This is a genomic window from Gaetbulibacter aestuarii (assembly GCF_039537665.1).
Classification (GTDB): domain Bacteria; phylum Bacteroidota; class Bacteroidia; order Flavobacteriales; family Flavobacteriaceae; genus Gaetbulibacter_A; species Gaetbulibacter_A aestuarii.
In genome coordinates this window covers 146,619-163,328 of record NZ_BAABAY010000007.1, presented here as the reverse complement: position 1 = coordinate 163,328, position 16,710 = coordinate 146,619, and the positions used below count along the sequence as shown (strand labels likewise).

At 35.8% G+C, this 16,710-nt stretch carries 17 protein-coding genes and 1 pseudogene; 12 read left to right on the top strand and 6 right to left on the bottom strand.

Annotation, left to right across the window (positions count from 1 at the left end):
• Positions 1-61: 61 nt before the first annotated feature.
• Positions 62-1,393, top strand: coding sequence for a thioredoxin family protein (locus ABD682_RS13715; protein ID WP_344742127.1), 1,332 nt, complete (start codon positions 62-64; stop codon positions 1,391-1,393).
• A 138-nt stretch (positions 1,394-1,531) separates the two neighbouring features.
• Entirely contained in the window at positions 1,532-2,017 is a 486-nt protein-coding gene (locus ABD682_RS13710; RefSeq protein ID WP_344742125.1) for a hypothetical protein, read from the top strand.
• Positions 2,018-2,070: 53 nt separating this feature from the next.
• Here ABD682_RS13710 and ABD682_RS13705 read toward each other — a convergent pair whose 3' ends face one another.
• Complete coding sequence (locus ABD682_RS13705) at positions 2,071-2,232, bottom strand: hypothetical protein (RefSeq protein ID WP_344742124.1); 162 nt, start codon at positions 2,230-2,232, stop codon at positions 2,071-2,073.
• Between the two features lie 562 nt (positions 2,233-2,794).
• Between ABD682_RS13705 and ABD682_RS13700 the strand changes: the two genes are divergently transcribed.
• The 9 genes and pseudogenes from ABD682_RS13700 to ABD682_RS13660 all read left to right on the top strand — a co-directional run bounded on the left by ABD682_RS13700 (position 2,795) and on the right by ABD682_RS13660 (position 10,304).
• Positions 2,795-3,421, top strand: coding sequence for a recombinase family protein (locus ABD682_RS13700; RefSeq protein WP_344742122.1), 627 nt, complete (start codon positions 2,795-2,797; stop codon positions 3,419-3,421).
• 10 nt (positions 3,422-3,431) lie between these two features.
• A complete protein-coding gene (locus ABD682_RS13695; RefSeq protein WP_344742121.1) occupies positions 3,432-3,581 on the top strand; it encodes a hypothetical protein in 150 nt (49 codons plus the stop codon).
• Between the two features lie 86 nt (positions 3,582-3,667).
• Positions 3,668-4,381 (top strand): hypothetical protein, encoded by a 714-nt coding sequence (locus tag ABD682_RS13690; RefSeq protein ID WP_344742120.1) that lies wholly within the window; start codon positions 3,668-3,670, stop codon positions 4,379-4,381.
• Positions 4,382-4,889: 508 nt separating this feature from the next.
• Positions 4,890-5,591 (top strand): annotated as a pseudogene (locus ABD682_RS13685) (YifB family Mg chelatase-like AAA ATPase); the annotation flags it as partial.
• A gap of 39 nt (positions 5,592-5,630) precedes the next feature.
• Positions 5,631-6,752: a DUF2891 domain-containing protein gene (locus tag ABD682_RS13680; protein WP_344742119.1), complete on the top strand. Its 1,122-nt coding sequence runs from the start codon at positions 5,631-5,633 to the stop codon at positions 6,750-6,752.
• Positions 6,752-7,984 carry an Nramp family divalent metal transporter gene (locus tag ABD682_RS13675; RefSeq protein WP_344742118.1) on the top strand — a complete coding sequence of 411 codons (1,233 nt, stop codon included), beginning with the start codon at positions 6,752-6,754 and terminating at the stop codon, positions 7,982-7,984. Before ABD682_RS13680 ends, ABD682_RS13675 begins: the two co-directional genes overlap by 1 nt.
• A complete protein-coding gene (pxpA, locus tag ABD682_RS13670) occupies positions 7,984-8,724 on the top strand; it encodes a 5-oxoprolinase subunit PxpA (protein WP_344742117.1) in 741 nt (246 codons plus the stop codon). The genes ABD682_RS13675 and pxpA overlap by 1 nt, the downstream gene beginning before the upstream one ends.
• Position 8,725: 1 nt before the next feature.
• On the top strand, positions 8,726-9,460 hold the full coding sequence (pxpB, locus tag ABD682_RS13665; protein ID WP_344742115.1) for a 5-oxoprolinase subunit PxpB: 735 nt from the start codon (positions 8,726-8,728) through the stop codon (positions 9,458-9,460).
• Positions 9,461-9,464: 4 nt separating this feature from the next.
• Positions 9,465-10,304 (top strand): 5-oxoprolinase subunit C family protein, encoded by an 840-nt coding sequence (locus tag ABD682_RS13660; protein ID WP_344742113.1) that lies wholly within the window; start codon positions 9,465-9,467, stop codon positions 10,302-10,304.
• Between the two features lie 77 nt (positions 10,305-10,381).
• Here ABD682_RS13660 and ABD682_RS13655 read toward each other — a convergent pair whose 3' ends face one another.
• From ABD682_RS13655 to clpB, 5 genes are all read right to left on the bottom strand, one after another.
• Positions 10,382-10,921 (bottom strand): GNAT family N-acetyltransferase, encoded by a 540-nt coding sequence (locus ABD682_RS13655; RefSeq protein WP_344742112.1) that lies wholly within the window; start codon positions 10,919-10,921, stop codon positions 10,382-10,384.
• Between the two features lie 6 nt (positions 10,922-10,927).
• Positions 10,928-11,626 (bottom strand): purine-nucleoside phosphorylase, encoded by a 699-nt coding sequence (gene deoD / locus ABD682_RS13650; protein WP_344742110.1) that lies wholly within the window; start codon positions 11,624-11,626, stop codon positions 10,928-10,930.
• A gap of 2 nt (positions 11,627-11,628) precedes the next feature.
• Positions 11,629-12,300 (bottom strand): deoxyribose-phosphate aldolase, encoded by a 672-nt coding sequence (gene deoC, locus ABD682_RS13645; RefSeq protein ID WP_344742109.1) that lies wholly within the window; start codon positions 12,298-12,300, stop codon positions 11,629-11,631.
• Positions 12,301-12,381: 81 nt separating this feature from the next.
• The gene (gene deoC, locus ABD682_RS13640; RefSeq protein WP_344742107.1) at positions 12,382-13,134 is read right to left on the bottom strand and encodes a deoxyribose-phosphate aldolase; all 753 of its coding nucleotides are present in this window, start codon (positions 13,132-13,134) and stop codon (positions 12,382-12,384) included.
• A 341-nt stretch (positions 13,135-13,475) separates the two neighbouring features.
• Complete coding sequence (gene clpB / locus ABD682_RS13635; protein WP_344742106.1) at positions 13,476-16,082, bottom strand: ATP-dependent chaperone ClpB; 2,607 nt, start codon at positions 16,080-16,082, stop codon at positions 13,476-13,478.
• 162 nt (positions 16,083-16,244) lie between these two features.
• Here clpB and ytxJ point away from each other — a divergent pair, with 162 nt between their 5' ends.
• Complete coding sequence (gene ytxJ / locus ABD682_RS13630; RefSeq protein WP_344742105.1) at positions 16,245-16,664, top strand: bacillithiol system redox-active protein YtxJ; 420 nt, start codon at positions 16,245-16,247, stop codon at positions 16,662-16,664.
• The last annotated feature ends 46 nt before the right edge of the window (positions 16,665-16,710 follow it).

Genomic DNA, 16,710 nt, shown 5'->3' with positions numbered 1-16,710 from the left:
ACACGCCACTAATCATACACAAAACCGTTATAGGGCATTTAACGTTTATCCAATTTAAATTATGAAAAACTTACTATTTATTTTAGCTTCTCTAATTTTATTTAGTTGTGGTAATAAAACAAAAAAACAAAATCATTCTATAATCGGAATTGAATTTTCCTCAGAATCTTTTGAAAAAGCCATAGAAATCTCTAAAGAACTGAATAGACCAATATTCATAGATTTTTCAACATCTTGGTGCGGACCATGTAAAAAAATGGATAACTTCGTTTTTACAGATTCAATAATTGGAGACTTCTACAACAAGAATTTTATTTGTCTTAAATATGACGCTGAAAGAGGAGAAGGTATTATTCTGGCAAATAAATTTGAAGTTAATGCCTACCCAACATTATTATTTTTTTCTCCTCAATTAGAAATCGAACTTAAGCATGTTGGGTATAAAGGACCTACGGAATTTTTAGAATTAGGTTATACAGTTGTAAATAAAGAATTTTCATATAATACGATTCCGAATTCTTTATCTGACTATGAATTAAACATACAAGATATTACTGAATTCAGTTCCTTTGTTGGTTATTTAAGTCCAACTGAAAAGGACTCATTTCTATTTGATTATTTTCAGGACATTCCTCATGATAAATGGTATAAGCCACAATACTTTCACCTAATTGAGAACTACTCTTATTCAATTTTCTCTCCTTTAAGCAAATTTGTTATTGTAAATAGGAATAAATATTCAGAATTATATGGCAAAGAAAGAATCGATAAATTTATTAGTGGGCTTATGCTATTTGCATTTGAGACTCCAAAAGATTTATATGGTAAACCTTATAACAGCCTTTCTGATGATGAAATAAATAAATTGTTATTTAGTGAATTAGCAAAAATTGACTCTGTTTTTGCAAGTAAGAATAGACTTAATCATGAAATAATGTTAGTATCTATGAATGTCAAAGAAAATTATAACGATACCGAAATCTGGAATTCACTATTTACTAAGGGCGAATATTATAATAAGCATTATTCACATTTTGATAAAGAATGGCATAACTTTCCTAATAACTGGTATTATAGAGCTTTGCAAATAACCCCAAATAATTTAGAGATAAAAAATTATAATGAAACAATTCTGAAACGTGCAAAATCAAGACTGACTGAAAGTGATTATAATAAATTTGCAGAAGGCTTATCTATTAAAACAGTTCAGAGATTCGTATCAAGTGAGAAACAAAGTGAAAACAGTAAGAAAGAATTAACTATTGCTTTAAGAATACTGGCAAAATCACATAATGTTTCTAAAGTCTGGGCAAATGATTTTTTATCCAAAATTAATGTGTCGGACAAAGATATTATTAATTATAAAGAAGAGATAATAAAAAACGTCCTATAACACCGTGTAAAAATAATTGCTTGGTTCTCGCTTACTTGGAAAATCCGTAGGATTTTCCTCTGGTTCGTTCCATTTTTAGTAAGTTAGTTGCTTAAACACGCAACTATCCTTACACATAAACGTTGTGGCTAATTTAAAATGACCGAAAGTAAAGTAAAAATAATTGATTTAATCTGCATCGGAATTTATCTTTTATTCGGCGGAGTTATATACTTTTTTTATGAGTTCTCGCTTTTACCTCAAAAGAATATTAACACATTACTTCTGATATTGACTTTCGGCGGACCATTATCTCTTTTTTGGATGTATTACCAACGATTTAGAGAAAAGTCAATTACACTAATTTGGTTCGGAATTGGACTATTGCAATGGTATATATTAAACGAGCTAAAAAGAAATTCGGATTTTGATTCAGTAGTTGGTTCTTATGCAAATTATGACAAAACATTAATTGGACTTGTAATCCTTTTAACGTTATTCAGAATAATAAGTTTAATTTTTACAAAACAAGAATTTATGGTTGCAGCTTGGTTTTCACCAAAAGATAACCGAAAATTGAACACTTTAGATACTGTCCTTACCATTGTTGGATTTTTAAGTCTAATTGGATTAAGTGAAATATAAAAAACTAGCCACAACAACATGTAAAATTCATTGCTAGGTTCTTGTATTTTTGATTAATTATATCTACTCGCATTTTCTATAAGGTATCTAATTGCCGATGATGCATTCCCACCATATTTGCTTTGCCTAGCTAATTGATTCAATTTATTTTTAAGCTCTGGTGATATCCTCATAATAAATGTTTCGGTATTTTCAGTAGTTGGTAGTTTAGACATGAAATAATAGTTTGTATATAAATATGTTCATTTATATAAAACTTCGGAAAAATCCATTTAATATGTTCCATTTGGGCTTACCCTATCACCCTTAATAAAGTATATACTTTAAATAAAGTGTCGTTTTTGAGCATAATGGGAACATACTAAGGGAGTGGTCCGAAAATAATCTTTAAAATTTGAAAAATTTAAGAACCTCAGCCATGTATCCTTTCTTACAATGGGACTAATTAGTTAATTGTATATACTGGGGGTCCCTCACGAATTTTATATGTAGATTTAAAATGGACTAATTTTATTAGTTTGTATATACATAAATTTTTTTGACTCGAATTTTTTTGACTATTTAGAAAGTTGTATATACAAATCAGAATAATTGTTGACCAAACAAATTCATTCTAAATATGTATCAAAAGTCAAAGTGTATCATTTTAAATCTATAAGTGCCATTTTTTGATACGCATTATTGTATCATAATAAATCTTTGATAAAAAATAATACAAATTCCTGGAAACCAGGTATTTAAATAGTTTTTTAATCATTCTTTCCGTATCTTTACAGCATGGAAAAAGCAATCATAATCAGCAGATGCTCAACCAACGAGCGCAAACAAGATATCACCCGCCAAAGTGAAGAGTTGAGGTTGAACTATGGGAACGTCTACCAAATTATCAAAGAATTTAGTTACTACAAATCGGGAACTAAAAACGACGCCGTAAACGACGAAATTTTGGAATATGCCTTATCCTATGGCGTAAAGCATATTATCGCCTTAGAGATATCCAGGATTAGCCGTAAAATATCATCATTTGCCTTATTTCTGGAGAAATGTAATGCTAATAGCATCAATATTATAATTGACAACTATAAGCTCCACACATTACTTGAAAACGGAGAAATTAATGGGATGGTTCAAACCATGCTCTCAATCGCATCCACATTCGCCTCGGCAGAGTTGAGATTGATTAAATCTAGGCTCGATTCTGGCCGAAAAAAGTACATCAAAAATGGTGGAACATTGGGAAGGGCTGTAGGTTCTGTAAAACCGACCGACCAGTTATTGAACGAACATTCAGATATCGTTAAATACGTGCGTCAAAATCAATCGGTACGCAATATTATGAAGCTTACAGGTAAAAGTAGTGGTACCGTTCAGAAGGTCCGTAAAATAGTTTTAAAATCAGCATAAATCTTAAGTTATGACAGAATATTACGGCAAAATCAGAATTGAAGGTGTGGGAACAGCGGTTCCTGTCTCAACCTATGCAAATAGTCCATCTGGGGCAAAGAAAATCATTGAAAATCAATATAAGGTTCGGCATTGGGTTCAGCAGATGAGTAAGTTTTAGACAATTAGATGTTCATAAGTTCTAATATGTCAGATTCCGATTATGAAATAGGTTTAATAACTTTGATTTGGTAACAATACAGCAAAATGTACATAAAAAACAAACCAATCAGATTATTAAAGGATATTGAAAGGATATTTTCATACATTAGAACAGAAGTGGCCAATAATAATAGGTTGGTTCGAATTACACATGACGAAAATTATAAACTCATAATTGAAGATTTAGATATTCAGTCAGACTTTAGTTTTACGATTGAATTGCCTCGTTTAGATAAGGGACTTGTTATCTATCAAGTTGAATTTAAACCTCAAAATACTAATGTCCTAAATCATTATTCTGGTGAATTCAGTTCAAAAGGTAATCAGGTATTACAAGTATTCAAGAATTGGTTAAATACTTTAAGCGAATATCAGACTGTTAATATTCATCCATCAAGCAAGGTACTTAAAGATTATCAAGAACAATTTTATGAATCATTTGAATTTATAGATGAAGAAACGGATGCTTCGCCATTAGAGTTTAAAATACAACGGCAATTATCAGAGTTTCTAAAATTACTTATTGAAGAGTACAAAGAAGATGAAAATGTGGATGAGGTTCTGTTAAATGATATTTGTGAATTGAATAAACTTATACCACAATTAACACAGCGTCAATTAAAAACACAAATTAGTTGGATTTTTGCGAGACTTCAAATAAAAGGTATAAACGCTATTAACAGAATTATAAAAGTCAGTACCGATGCTGGAATTCAATATATATTTGTAGAGGGTTTAAGAAGGTTGTTATTGGGTTGAGTAAATAAATAATTAAAAACGGTCCTTAATATTTTTTAAAGTTGTAAACCATAATAAAATCTTGAATGAAATCGTTCGATAATTCAGGACCTCCCGCTAGTGAAATAGAAAGATTTAATTGGTTTTTTTAGATTTATTCTCTTATACATTTAATATATTCACAAATATAGTTTAGGTATGTAATTCAAAAGGAGGAAGTATGAAATTTGAAAGTATAGTTTATCTGTATTCGCCAATTTTCATCGGGATAATAGTTATTTGGAAATCGATAGGAATTACTAAATCAAATAAAAGTTTTGCGAATTATTTATATTCATCGGTAATAACAATATTTAATTTATTTTCAATTTACATCCTAGTTGTAATATTGATGGGGGCGTGGCCAACTTACATACCACATATTTTAATTTTTGCCTCCACACTAATCTTATTTTTACAGTATATCTTGTGTTTTTACAAAACTAAATAAACTCGCTAATTTTTTACCCACACATTATGAGCTTTCAAAGATGTGGCGCTCGTGGGTGGTGGCTCCTTTCCACAACCGGGTGAGATCTCCCTGTCTCATAACGGCGTTTTGTTTTTAGATGAATTACCGGAATTCAAACGAACGGTTTTAGAAGTACTGCGACAACCATTGGAAGATCGGGAAGTGACCATTTCCAGAGCGCGTTTTACGGTAACTTATCCGTCGTCCTTTATGTTGGTGGCGAGTATGAATCCGAGTCCGGGTGGTTATTTTAATGATCCGAACGCCCCGGTAACCTCAAGTCCGGCGGAAATGCAACGTTATTTAAGTAAGATCTCAGGGCCTTTACTCGATCGTATTGATATTCATATTGAAGTGACCCCTGTACCTTTCGATAAATTATCAGACGATAGAAAAGGAGAATCTTCAATTATTATCAGGAAACGCGTAACGCAAGCCCGTGAAATTCAGACAGAACGCTTTAAAGATGTTGATTCTATTCATTATAATGCCCAAATGAATACCAAACAAATCAGAAGGTTTTGTATTTTAGATGCGCATTCAAAACAATTGCTCAAAACTGCCATGGAACGGTTGAACCTGTCTGCCCGAGCCTATGACCGCATTTTGAAGGTGTCCAGAACCATAGCTGATCTGGAAGGATCCGAACATGTTTTAGGATCTCATATTAGCGAGGCCATTCAATATCGAAGTCTGGATCGAGATGGTTGGTTGGGTTGATTGTAATGAATGAACTTGTACTAACCAATTCAAATTTAAATGAAAGTTTATTTCCTATTACTACTCATTGTGCTGTTCTCAGCCTGTAAACAATCTGAATCCACTGAAGACTCTTCTAAACCCACCACAGAAATGACAACACCTGAAGCTATTCCTGTTCCAAAATTAGATATTAAGGAAGCCAATCGACTTGTAGAATTACCGCTGCATTGTATGAATATTGAGTATCCCAACCGATTATCTCAAACTTTGGGTAGTGATGACGATCTAAAATCACCCACGACGTTACACCCGGCATTTTATGGTTGTTTTGACTGGCATTCGTCAGTTCATGGCCATTGGAGTTTAGTGAGTTTGCTCAAACAGTTTCCTGATATCGATAAAGCAGAAGAGGTGCGCGAGCGTTTGTTGAATAACATTTCAAAAGAAAATATTGAAAAAGAAGTTGCATATTTTAAAGGTGAACACAATGGATCCTTTGAGCGCACTTACGGTTGGGCATGGTTGCTCAAATTAGCAGAAGAATTGCATAACTGGGATGATCCTTTGGCGAGACAATTAGAAGCGAATTTGCAGCCTTTAACAGATGTGATCGTTCAAAAATATATTGATTTTCTACCAAAATTAAACTATGCGCTTCGTGTGGGAACTCATGCCAATACAGCGTTTGGTTTAATATTTGCCTACGATTATGCTGAAACATTTAATAACGAAGCCCTAAAACAAGCTATTACTGATCGCGCAAAATATTTCTTTATGAACGATGCTCATTGTCCGATGTCCTGGGAACCTAGTGGGAGTGATTTCTTATCGCCTTGTCTGGAAGAGGCGGCTTTAATGAAACGTTTACTTCCTAAGGAAGAATTTCGTTCCTGGATGAACGATTTCCTGCCGCAATTAAAAGATAAGAACTACGACCTGGAAGTAGGACTGGTTTCTGACAGGACTGACGGGCAGTTGGTGCATTTGGATGGTGTGAACTTTTCCCGTGCCTGGTGCCTTAATGAAATTGCCGAGGGTTTACCTGAATATAGTCATTTACGACGTATAGCCAACAAACATATAAATTACTCGCTGCCCGGTATTGTTGGGGATAGCTATGAAGGTGGCCACTGGCTGGGAAGTTTTGCTATTTATGCGCTCAACACCGTTCCTAAGTAATGCTAAAATGGTTTAAAAATATAGGTCCCGGGCCTCTGGTAGCAGCCGCATTTATTGGTCCGGGAACTGTAACCACCTGTACGTTGGCCGGAGTAGATTTTGGCTATGCCTTACTTTGGGCTATGGTTCTGGCCGTTTTTGCTACTGTGGTGCTACAGGAAATGTCTGCACGCATTGGGCTGGTAACCCAAAAAGGGATATCTGAAATTATAAAAACGGAAATCCAAAATCCATTACTTAAATTTATTGCCATTCTGCTTATTCTATCGGCCATTGTAATTGGCAATACCGCTTACGAAGCAGGGAATATCTCTGGAGCTGTTTTAGGCCTTGAGGCCATAACAGGAAACAGTTATATAGAGCTGGGATGGTTTTCATTTAATGTTCTGAGTATAATCATTGGTTTTTTGGCCTTTGGGTTATTGTATATAGGCAATTATAAGACCCTGGAGAAGGTATTAATGGCTTTGGTATTCTTTATGAGTTTTGCTTTCATTATAACCGCGGTCATAACGAAACCTGATGTTATTTCAATTTTAAAGGGAATTTTTACACCAAATTTATCTCATTCGAAAAGTCTTCTAACAATCATTGGATTGATCGGAACAACGGTGGTGCCTTATAATATTTTTCTACACGCGGCACTTGTGAAAAACAAATGGTCTTCAGAAAAAGACCTTCCTTACGTTCGAAAGGATACCCTGATTGCCATTATTTTAGGAGGCGTGGTATCTATGTGCATCATCATCTCCGGAGCCGCGCTTCAAGGGAACCATATTCAGGATGCGGCCGGTCTGGCTCAAAGCCTGGAACCGCTGTTTGGCATCAACGCGAAATATTTTTTAGCCCTGGGTTTATTGGCAGCAGGGGTTACCAGTGCTGTTACGGCACCATTGGCAGCAGCATATGTTCTTTGTGAGTGTCTGGGGTGGTCTACAGATTTAAGATCAAAACGGTTTAGAGGTGTTTGGATGATCATCATAATTCTTGGTGTGTTAAGCGCTTCTTTGGGTTATAAATCCATTGATATCATACGCTTTGCGCAGGTTGCCAATGGTATATTACTACCGGTAATTGCGGTTTTTTTAGTTTGGATCGTAAATAAATCAAAGCTATTAGGACAATTTAAGAATACGAATATTCAGAATGTTTTTGCGGTATTCATTTTAGGAATTAGTATCTTATTGTCTCTAAAAACCATTAGTTCGGTTTTTGAATTAAATCTTTTTTAATGGACTTACAAACCATAGATATAAATGTGGATATGGGTGAAGGTTTAGAAAACGAAGCCCTGATAATGCCTTTTATTGCTTCTTGTAATATCGCCTGTGGCGGACATGCCGGAACCGAAGAGAGTATGCGTAAAGTAGTCGGTTTAGCTCAAAGGCATCGTGTTAAAATAGGAGCACACCCTTCGTTTCCTGACAAAGAGAACTTTGGAAGGCAAGCTATGGATATTTCATATTCCGCCCTTTTTTATGCTTTAAAACACCAACTGGATGATTTTATGGATGTGTTAGAGGAAACTCATGCACGTTTGCATCATATTAAACCACATGGTGCTTTGTATAATTTGGCAGCAGTTGACGAGAATATTGCCAATGTAATTATTGAATTGGTGCAAAGTATCGCTTTGCCTATGAAATTATATGTTCCTTATAAATCGGTAATAGCAGACCTGGCAAGAAAACAAAAGATTCCAATTTCATTTGAAGCTTTTGCAGATCGAAATTATCATGATGACCTAACACTTGTTTCAAGGTCTGAACCCAATGCCCTCATTACCGATAATCATGCTGTTTTTGAACACATCCAAAATATGGTTCTGCATCATCAGGTGGTGACCGTTTCAGGACATCAAATTCCTATTGAAGCCGATACTTTTTGCGTTCACGGAGATCATCCCAATGCTCCGGATTTAATAAAATATCTTCATGAAAAATTAACTCGATTAGGGTATAAAATTCGTTAAAATGAAGTCTAAAATCACTGCTTATAAACCTTACGGAGACCCTGCTATTTTGGTGGAGTGGGAAAAGAAAATTGATCGAAATATTTTAATGGATATCCTTAGTTTAAAGGCTGAAATCCAAAATAGCAATATTAAACAAATCATTGAATTAAAACATACATATAATTCATTAATAATAAGTTATGATTCAAAAATAATAAATTTAAACCATGAAATTGCGTATATAGACAAAATCTATAACAACACAAAAAAACAGGTTAAGAAAACCTCAAAACTATGGAAGATTCCAGTTTGTTATGAAGCTGAATTTGGTATAGACCTGGATGTCTTGGCGCGTTCAAAAAATAGGTCTAAACAAGCTGTTATTAAAACGCACACGGCAGCACCTTATCTTGTATATTTTATTGGGTTTTTGCCGGGGTTTTTATACCTCGGTGGTCTTCCTGAGGAATTGCATATGGCTCGTAAATCCGCGCCGGAATTAAAAGTACCTAAAGGTGCCGTTGCTATCGGTGGAAATCAAACCGGGGTATATCCCATTGAAAGTCCCGGAGGATGGCATATTATTGGCAATACGCCTGTAAACTTTTTTGATGTTGAAAAAGATCGGCCGTGCTTTGCTGAACCCGGAGACCAGGTGATGTTCGTACCTGTAGATAAAAAGAAATACCACGATGTAAAGATTCTTGTTGAAAGCGGTGTTTATGAGCTAGAAAGTGAGGTGATACATGGTTAAAGTTTTGTCGACTGGATTTTACACTACAGTTCAGGATCTTGGCCGTTTTGGATTTCAGGAGTTTGGGGTGCCTTACTCGGGTGTTATGGATGAGCGCGCTGCGCGATTAGCTAATGCATTATTGGGAAATGATCCTCAAGATGCTGTTTTAGAGCAAACCATGACCGGATCAACACTGCGTTTTGATGTGGATACTTACATCGCAATTACAGGGGCGAACATGCAACCTAAGTTGGATGAGAGGCCTGTAGAGCTTAACAGGATCGTAAAGGTGTCTCAGGGCTCTGTCTTGTCTTTTAGTGCTTCTAAACGCGGTTTTCGTTCTTATTTAGGTGTTTCAGGGGGTTTTGGTAGCCCGAATATTTTAGAAAGTCGAAGCATGTATAGTCCCGTAACCCGGGAGAATGTTATTAAAAAAGGAGATGGTTTAATAATTTCTAAGGTAGAAAGAAGTATAACCCTGTCGCACTCTCATTTAAAAGTCGACACTGCTTACTTAGATTCTAACATTATTGATGTTCATGAAGGGCCGGAATACGAGTATTTAGATTCTGAGCAGAAAAAGAAACTTTTAGATATGTCTTTTCTTATTTCAAAAAACAATAGTCGTATGGCTTATCAATTGGATGAAACGTTTTCTAATAATTTAGAGCCCATTTTAACTTCCGGTGTTTTTCCCGGTACTGTGCAGTTGACGCCTTCAGGAAAATTGATCGTTTTAATGAAGGATTGTCAGACCACAGGTGGTTATCCAAGGGTAATGCAATTAACTAAAGAAGCAATTTCTGTATTAGCACAAAAGTATCAGGGTCAAAAAATAAAATTTAATTTATTAAAATATTGATAAATAGAAAGTTGTAAATAATTAATTCAACTTTAAATTTAATATTTTACCAAGGCTTAATTGAATAGAAAACACCTCTACAAAGCTTTCTTCATAACGATCATACCTCTAAAATCTCTAAGCATTAATTTAAAATCGAGCCGTTCCGTGCCTATAGTTTTAAACCCTAATTTTTTATAAAATTTTATCGCTTGCATTTGCGTATCCATCGCTTTTAACCAAATGAAATGGTTGTCATTTTGAATGGCTTCTTCCTCAACAAAGCCCATTAAGTTTTGTGCGATGCCCTTCCCGTGGAAATCAGGATGTAAATACAACCGATGTAAAAAAACGCCCTTTGAATTACCTGGATCGGGAATTTGTGAATTGTAGACGAATCGTAGAATACCGATGGGTTGTTGTTTGAAAATTACAAAGCTGTAAAATGAATCCTTTTCCTTAAGTTCAGTGATTAGGTTTTCTTTGGAAAAACACTTTTCCAGATACCAGCTTGAATCTTCGTTAACCCATAAATGTTTATATGGCGGGGGATAGATCTGCTTCATGAGTTCCATCAATGTCTTTTGATGTTGGTTGTCAATAGGCGTTAAAAAGAGATGGTTTGTAACCTGGATCATGGAATTTTAAGCAAGTTCAATAGCAATATCTATCATGTCCTTAAAGGTGGTTTGGCGTTCCTCAGAACTAGTGTGTTTTCCACTTACTAAAGAGTCTGCTATGGTTAAAATAGAAAGTGCTCTGGCTTTGAGCTTGGCTGCAATGGTATAGAGCCCTGCGGTTTCCATTTCAACACAAAGAACACCGTATTCAGCCCAAAATTTATAATCCTTCGGATTTATGCTATAAAATTCATCAGAAGTTAAAATGTTTCCTGCCTTCACAGAAATATTTTTAAGTTTGGCTGTTTCGATCGCCTTTTGAAATAAGTCAAAATTAGCAGTGGGTGCAAAATTGGAGCCGTTGAATTGTATTTGGTTAATACTGCTATTAGAGGAGGCGGACATGGCGATGACAATATCGCGAATCTTTATATCTTTTTGATAAGATCCGGCGCTTCCCACACGAATAAGGTTTTTAACCTTGTATTCTGTGATGAGCTCATGAGCATAAATAGAAATAGAGGGCACGCCCATACCGGTGCCCATTGCCGAAATGCGTTTTGATTTATACAGACCTGTATAGCCCAACATACCTCTCACTGTGTTAAAACATACGGGGTCTTCAAAAAAAGTTTCAGCAATCCATTTTGCACGTAAAGGATCTCCGGGAAGTAAAACGGTTTCTGCGATAGCTCCTTTTTTAGCTTCAATGTGTACACTCATGATTAATAATCTGAATTTGAGGTTTGATTAGACATCATGGCGATACCCGAAGAGGTTCCCAAACGATCAACCCCCAGGTCAATGTATTCCATAGCAGTTTTGCTATCTCGGATACCACCTGAAGCTTTTATTTTTATCCGATCTTCAGGTCGGATAACACTTTTGATAAGTTTGATATCGTGAATGGAAGCGCCTCTTGGTCCAAAACCGGTAGATGTTTTTATAAAATCTGCTCCGGCTTCAATGACTAGTTCTGAAGCTTTAGTGATTTCAAAATCTTTGAGGTAGCAGGTTTCAATAATAACTTTTAGAACCCGATCTGGCATGAGATTTTTAACACCCTGAATATCCTTGACCACAGCCTTGTAATCCTGACTTTTAAAAAGCCCTATATTCATGACCATGTCAATTTCATCAGCGCCATCATATAAAGCGCCATTGGCTTCTTCTATCTTGGCCTGTGAACTCATGGCGCCCAGTGGAAATCCTACTACTGAACATACCCGTACAGCGCTGTCGCTAAGCTCTGATTTTGCTAAAGCGACATAGCAACTGTTTAAACAAACGGAAAAAAACTGATTATCGATTGCTTCTTTACAAAGAATCTGAATATCCTGTTTTGTAGCCGTAGATTTTAAAAGGGTATGATCTATGTAACTGTTTAACGATTTCATAGTGAAAAAAGTCTTTGACACTACTCAAATGTATTAAACAATTATGACATAAATTGGTTTACGGGAAATATTGTTATTAATTTAACGTGATTCCTTTCGATAGGCAATTTGCCCTTGAGGTTCAGAAATGAGATCATTGTTTTTCTTGTTTTCCATGTATTTCTCAAAGATCGCTTTGTTCCTTAATTGTTGAGACTTTTTTTTTAACCCCGAGATATACGATGATGCTACGCGGTCCGCGCCAACCTCAACATATTTAATGGCTGTTTCAAAGTCTTCAATACCTCCGGAGGCAATTATTTTGGCCTGATCTTTTAAGGTTTTTTTGATCATTTTTACCGCGGTTAGGGTTGCTCCATTTTTGGAAAAACCGGTAGAGGTCTTGATAAAGTCAACTTTACTTTCAAGGCATAGTTCACAAGCTTTGATAATTTCATTTTTATTAAGCTCAGAAATTTCAATAATTACAACTAAGGGGGTTGTGCCAATAGCTTGTTTAACCTTACTGATATCCTGAAGCATGGAAATGTATTTCTCGCTTTTTAAATATCCAAGATTGATAACCATGTTAATTTCATCAGCACCATCTTCAAGGGCTTTTTGAGCTTCATATACTTTTGAAGCTGTTGCCATGGCTCCTAGGGGATAGCCAATTACGGTGCTTACTTTAACATCAGTAAATTTGAGTAACTTTTTTGCTATGGATACATAACAACTATTAATGCAAATAGAATTGAAACCAAAATTTTTGGCTTCAACACATAAATCGATAATTTCACTCTCTGTGGTTGTAGGTTCCAACAGGGTGAAATCAATGTGTTGATAAATGTTCATTGTAATAAGTAGGTTTTAGATTTAGGTTTAGGTTTTTGTGTAAAATTGGGGTTTTACGTGGCTAAGGTAATAATTTTACTCGAAAAATCCGTTTAAACAGTCGAATTTTATCGACAAAACGTGTTGATAACTAGTTGGTAATAGGTTGAAATGCACAAAATTATAAATTTCAAATACCTACTTATTTTACTTTTAAAATAATGAGTTATACATAATTTACGCATAAAAAAAAAGCAACACGCCTCTTCAAAAAAGATTTATGTTGCTTTTCAACTAACCAACCAATTTAATGACGCTTTATCTAACAAATAGTTACATTACACGCCAATAATTTTTTGAATTCATGATTCTTCTGATACTAAATCACCTTGATTTCTGAACACCAATTGATCATCAAAGGCATCAAGTAGGATGATACTTTCCGTGGTAATTTTACCTGAAAGTATTTCTTTACTTAAAGCATTTAGCACTTCCTTCTGGATCACTCGTTTTACAGGTCTCGCACCATATTCGGGATGATAGCCTTTGTCTGCCAAATAGGCTTTGGCTTCTGCAGTAGCATCAAAAGTAATGCCTTGTTTGGCCAACATTTTACTTACCGACTTAAGCTGTAAGTTTACAATTTCCTCGATATTTTCCTTGCTCAAAGGTGTGAACAAAATGGTTTCATCAATACGGTTCAGGAATTCCGGACGTACACTTTGCTTCAATAATCCTAAAACTTCAACTTTAGCAGATTCCATAGCTGTATCGATGTCTTTCGCTGCATCAAAATGACTTTGGATGATCTGGCTACCAATGTTCGAAGTCATGATAATGATCGTATTTTTAAAATCGGCTAAACGTCCTTTGTTATCCGTCAAGTGCCCTTCATCTAATACTTGTAACAGAATATTGAAGGTATCAGGATGCGCTTTTTCAATTTCATCCAGTAGTACCACGGAATAGGGTTTACGACGAACAGCCTCCGTTAATTGTCCGCCTTCGTCGTAACCTACATATCCGGGAGGCGCACCAACCAATCGGCTCACGGCATGACGTTCTTGATATTCGCTCATATCAATTCGTGTCATAGCCTTTTCATCGTCAAATAAATATTCGGCTAAAGCTTTTGCCAACTCCGTTTTACCAACGCCTGTAGTTCCCAGGAATAAAAAGGTTCCAATAGGTTTCTGAGGGTTTTGTAAACCGGCTCTACTGCGTCTTACAGCATCACTTACAGCCTCAATGGCCTCATCCTGACCAACGACACGCTTATGTAGTTCTGATTCTAAATTCAATAATTTTTCTCGATCGCTTTGTAGCATTTTTTGAACAGGAATACCTGTCCATTTGGCAACGACTTCCGCGATATCTTCGTAAGTAACCTCTTCTTTGATTAGCGAATTATCAGCCTGTTCCTGCAATTGTTTTTGGTAGCCTTCAAGTTGCTCTTGGGCTTCTTTAATCTTACCATAGCGCAACTCTGCTACCTTCCCATAATCACCTTCGCGTTCAGCACGTTCGGCTTCAAGCTTATAGTTTTCTATATCTTGTTTGGTATTTTGAATATTATCAACAACTTCTTTTTCGCTTTTCCATTTCGCGTTGATCTCATTACGCTGCTCTTTAAAATTGGCCAGATCGGCGCGCAAGCTTTTAAGTTTATTTTCGTCTTTTTCACGTTTAATGGCCTCGATCTCGATCTCCAATTGCATGATCTTTCGATCTAAAACATCTAATTCTTCTGGTTTAGAATTTATTTCCATACGCATTTTGGAGGCTGCCTCATCCATCAAATCGATTGCTTTATCAGGTAAGAATCTGTTTGTGATGTAACGTTGAGAAAGCTCCACGGCGCCTATAATAGCATCGTCTTTGATGCGCACTTTGTGGTGCGTCTCGTATTTTTCTTTAATACCACGTAAAATGGAAATGGCACTTTCGGTATCGGGTTCGTTAACGGTTACCTTCTGAAAACGACGCTCTAAAGCTTTATCTTTTTCAAAATACTTTTGATATTCATCTAAAGTAGTTGCGCCAATGGCTCGAAGTTCTCCTCTGGCGAGGGCAGGTTTCAGAATATTTGCGGCATCCATAGCGCCTTGACCGCCACCGGCTCCAACCAGTGTATGAATCTCATCAATAAATAATACGATATCTCCTTCGCTTGATGTTACCTCCTTAATTACGGCTTTTAAACGCTCTTCAAATTCGCCTTTATATTTGGCTCCCGCAATGAGAGCTCCCATATCCAAAGCAAAAATTTGTTTTTCCTTTAAATTCTCTGGAATGTCGCCATCAACAATACGATGCGCTAATCCTTCAGCAATTGCCGTTTTACCGGTACCAGGTTCACCAACAAGAATTGGGTTGTTCTTGGTACGTCTGGATAGGATCTGTAGAATTCGTCGGATTTCTTCATCACGTCCAATAACCGGATCAAGCTTTCCGTCTTTGGCCAGTTGGTTTAAATTTTTAGCGTATTTATTCAAGGCATTATAGGTTTCTTCCTGACTTTGAGAAGTCACATTTTCACCTTTTCGCAATTCCTGAATAGCGGCAGTTAAATCTTTTTCTGTTACCCCTTGATCTTTTAACATTCTTGAGATAGGGCTACTCGATTTTAATATGGCAAGGATCAAGTGCTCTATAGACACAAAATCATCCTTCATTTTTTTAGCATAGACTGCCGCTTCATTCAATGTTTTTCCAGCTTCACGGGATAACATAAGGTCGCCACCGGAAACTTTTGGAAAACTTTCTAATTGTTTATCTAAAGCCTGGTGCAGTGTAATACCATTCACATTGAGTTTTTTTAATAAGAAGGGCAACACGTTTTCATCTACTTCAGAGATACCTTTGAAAAGATGTTCATTTTCTATTTGCTGATGACCATAGCTTTGTGCAAGTTGCTGCGCTTGCTGTATGGCTTCCTGCGATTTTATGGTATAATTATTTAAGTTCATAATTTTTATATTTGCACTCCTGAAACAGGATTTATATCTTTTTGTTCAGCGTACTATGGTCAATAACCTTACCATGGTACTTGGTAAGACAAAATGTCCTCTAGTTTCAAGAATATCGTGACTTTTCGTCAGTTTGTAAGCTTTCAAAATTGTTGCGACTTAATGAAAAATTGTAAAAGAAAAATTCAAAACATGAGTTTGATTCGTAAATTATTCAAAGGCTCAAACAGTGCTTCAATGGATCAGGATTTGCCCTGGACTCCTTTATCGGAAGCATCTCAAATAGCTGAAATCAAAGAAAATTCAAAATCAAAAACCCAGATTATTTTTAAGCATTCTACGCGTTGTGGTATCAGTAGTATGGTCATGAATCGATTCAAGAATGCTTATGATCTCTCTGAAAACCAGGCTGATCTTTTTTATTTGGATCTGATTGAAAACAGAGGTGTTTCAAATGCAGTTGCTGATACTTTTGGTATCCGCCACGAATCACCACAGCTTTTAATTGTTAGAAATGGTTCGGTGGTTAAGCACGATTCGCATAGCGGAATAAATGAGATCAATTTAGACGAGTACATCTAAAATCGTTTACGCTTTTTTTAAAGTTTTAGGAATCCTGTTTATCTTT

Coding starts and splice junctions, on each gene's coding strand:
- ytxJ (WP_344742105.1), top strand. CDS start 16,245: ATGAAAAATTGTAAAAGAAAAATTCAAAACATGAGTTTGATTCGTAAA.
- ABD682_RS13705 (WP_344742124.1), bottom strand. CDS start 2,232: ATGTCTAAACTACCAACTACTGAAAATACCGAAACATTTATTATGAGG.
- deoC (WP_344742107.1), bottom strand. CDS start 13,134: ATGAACATTTATCAACACATTGATTTCACCCTGTTGGAACCTACAACC.
- ABD682_RS13655 (WP_344742112.1), bottom strand. CDS start 10,921: ATGATCCAGGTTACAAACCATCTCTTTTTAACGCCTATTGACAACCAA.
- ABD682_RS13710 (WP_344742125.1), top strand. CDS start 1,532: ATGACCGAAAGTAAAGTAAAAATAATTGATTTAATCTGCATCGGAATT.
- deoC (WP_344742109.1), bottom strand. CDS start 12,300: ATGAAATCGTTAAACAGTTACATAGATCATACCCTTTTAAAATCTACG.
- ABD682_RS13695 (WP_344742121.1), top strand. CDS start 3,432: ATGACAGAATATTACGGCAAAATCAGAATTGAAGGTGTGGGAACAGCG.
- clpB (WP_344742106.1), bottom strand. CDS start 16,082: ATGAACTTAAATAATTATACCATAAAATCGCAGGAAGCCATACAGCAA.
- pxpA (WP_344742117.1), top strand. CDS start 7,984: ATGGACTTACAAACCATAGATATAAATGTGGATATGGGTGAAGGTTTA.
- ABD682_RS13700 (WP_344742122.1), top strand. CDS start 2,795: ATGGAAAAAGCAATCATAATCAGCAGATGCTCAACCAACGAGCGCAAA.
- ABD682_RS13680 (WP_344742119.1), top strand. CDS start 5,631: ATGAAAGTTTATTTCCTATTACTACTCATTGTGCTGTTCTCAGCCTGT.
- pxpB (WP_344742115.1), top strand. CDS start 8,726: ATGAAGTCTAAAATCACTGCTTATAAACCTTACGGAGACCCTGCTATT.
- deoD (WP_344742110.1), bottom strand. CDS start 11,626: ATGAGTGTACACATTGAAGCTAAAAAAGGAGCTATCGCAGAAACCGTT.
- ABD682_RS13675 (WP_344742118.1), top strand. CDS start 6,752: ATGCTAAAATGGTTTAAAAATATAGGTCCCGGGCCTCTGGTAGCAGCC.
- ABD682_RS13715 (WP_344742127.1), top strand. CDS start 62: ATGAAAAACTTACTATTTATTTTAGCTTCTCTAATTTTATTTAGTTGT.
- ABD682_RS13690 (WP_344742120.1), top strand. CDS start 3,668: ATGTACATAAAAAACAAACCAATCAGATTATTAAAGGATATTGAAAGG.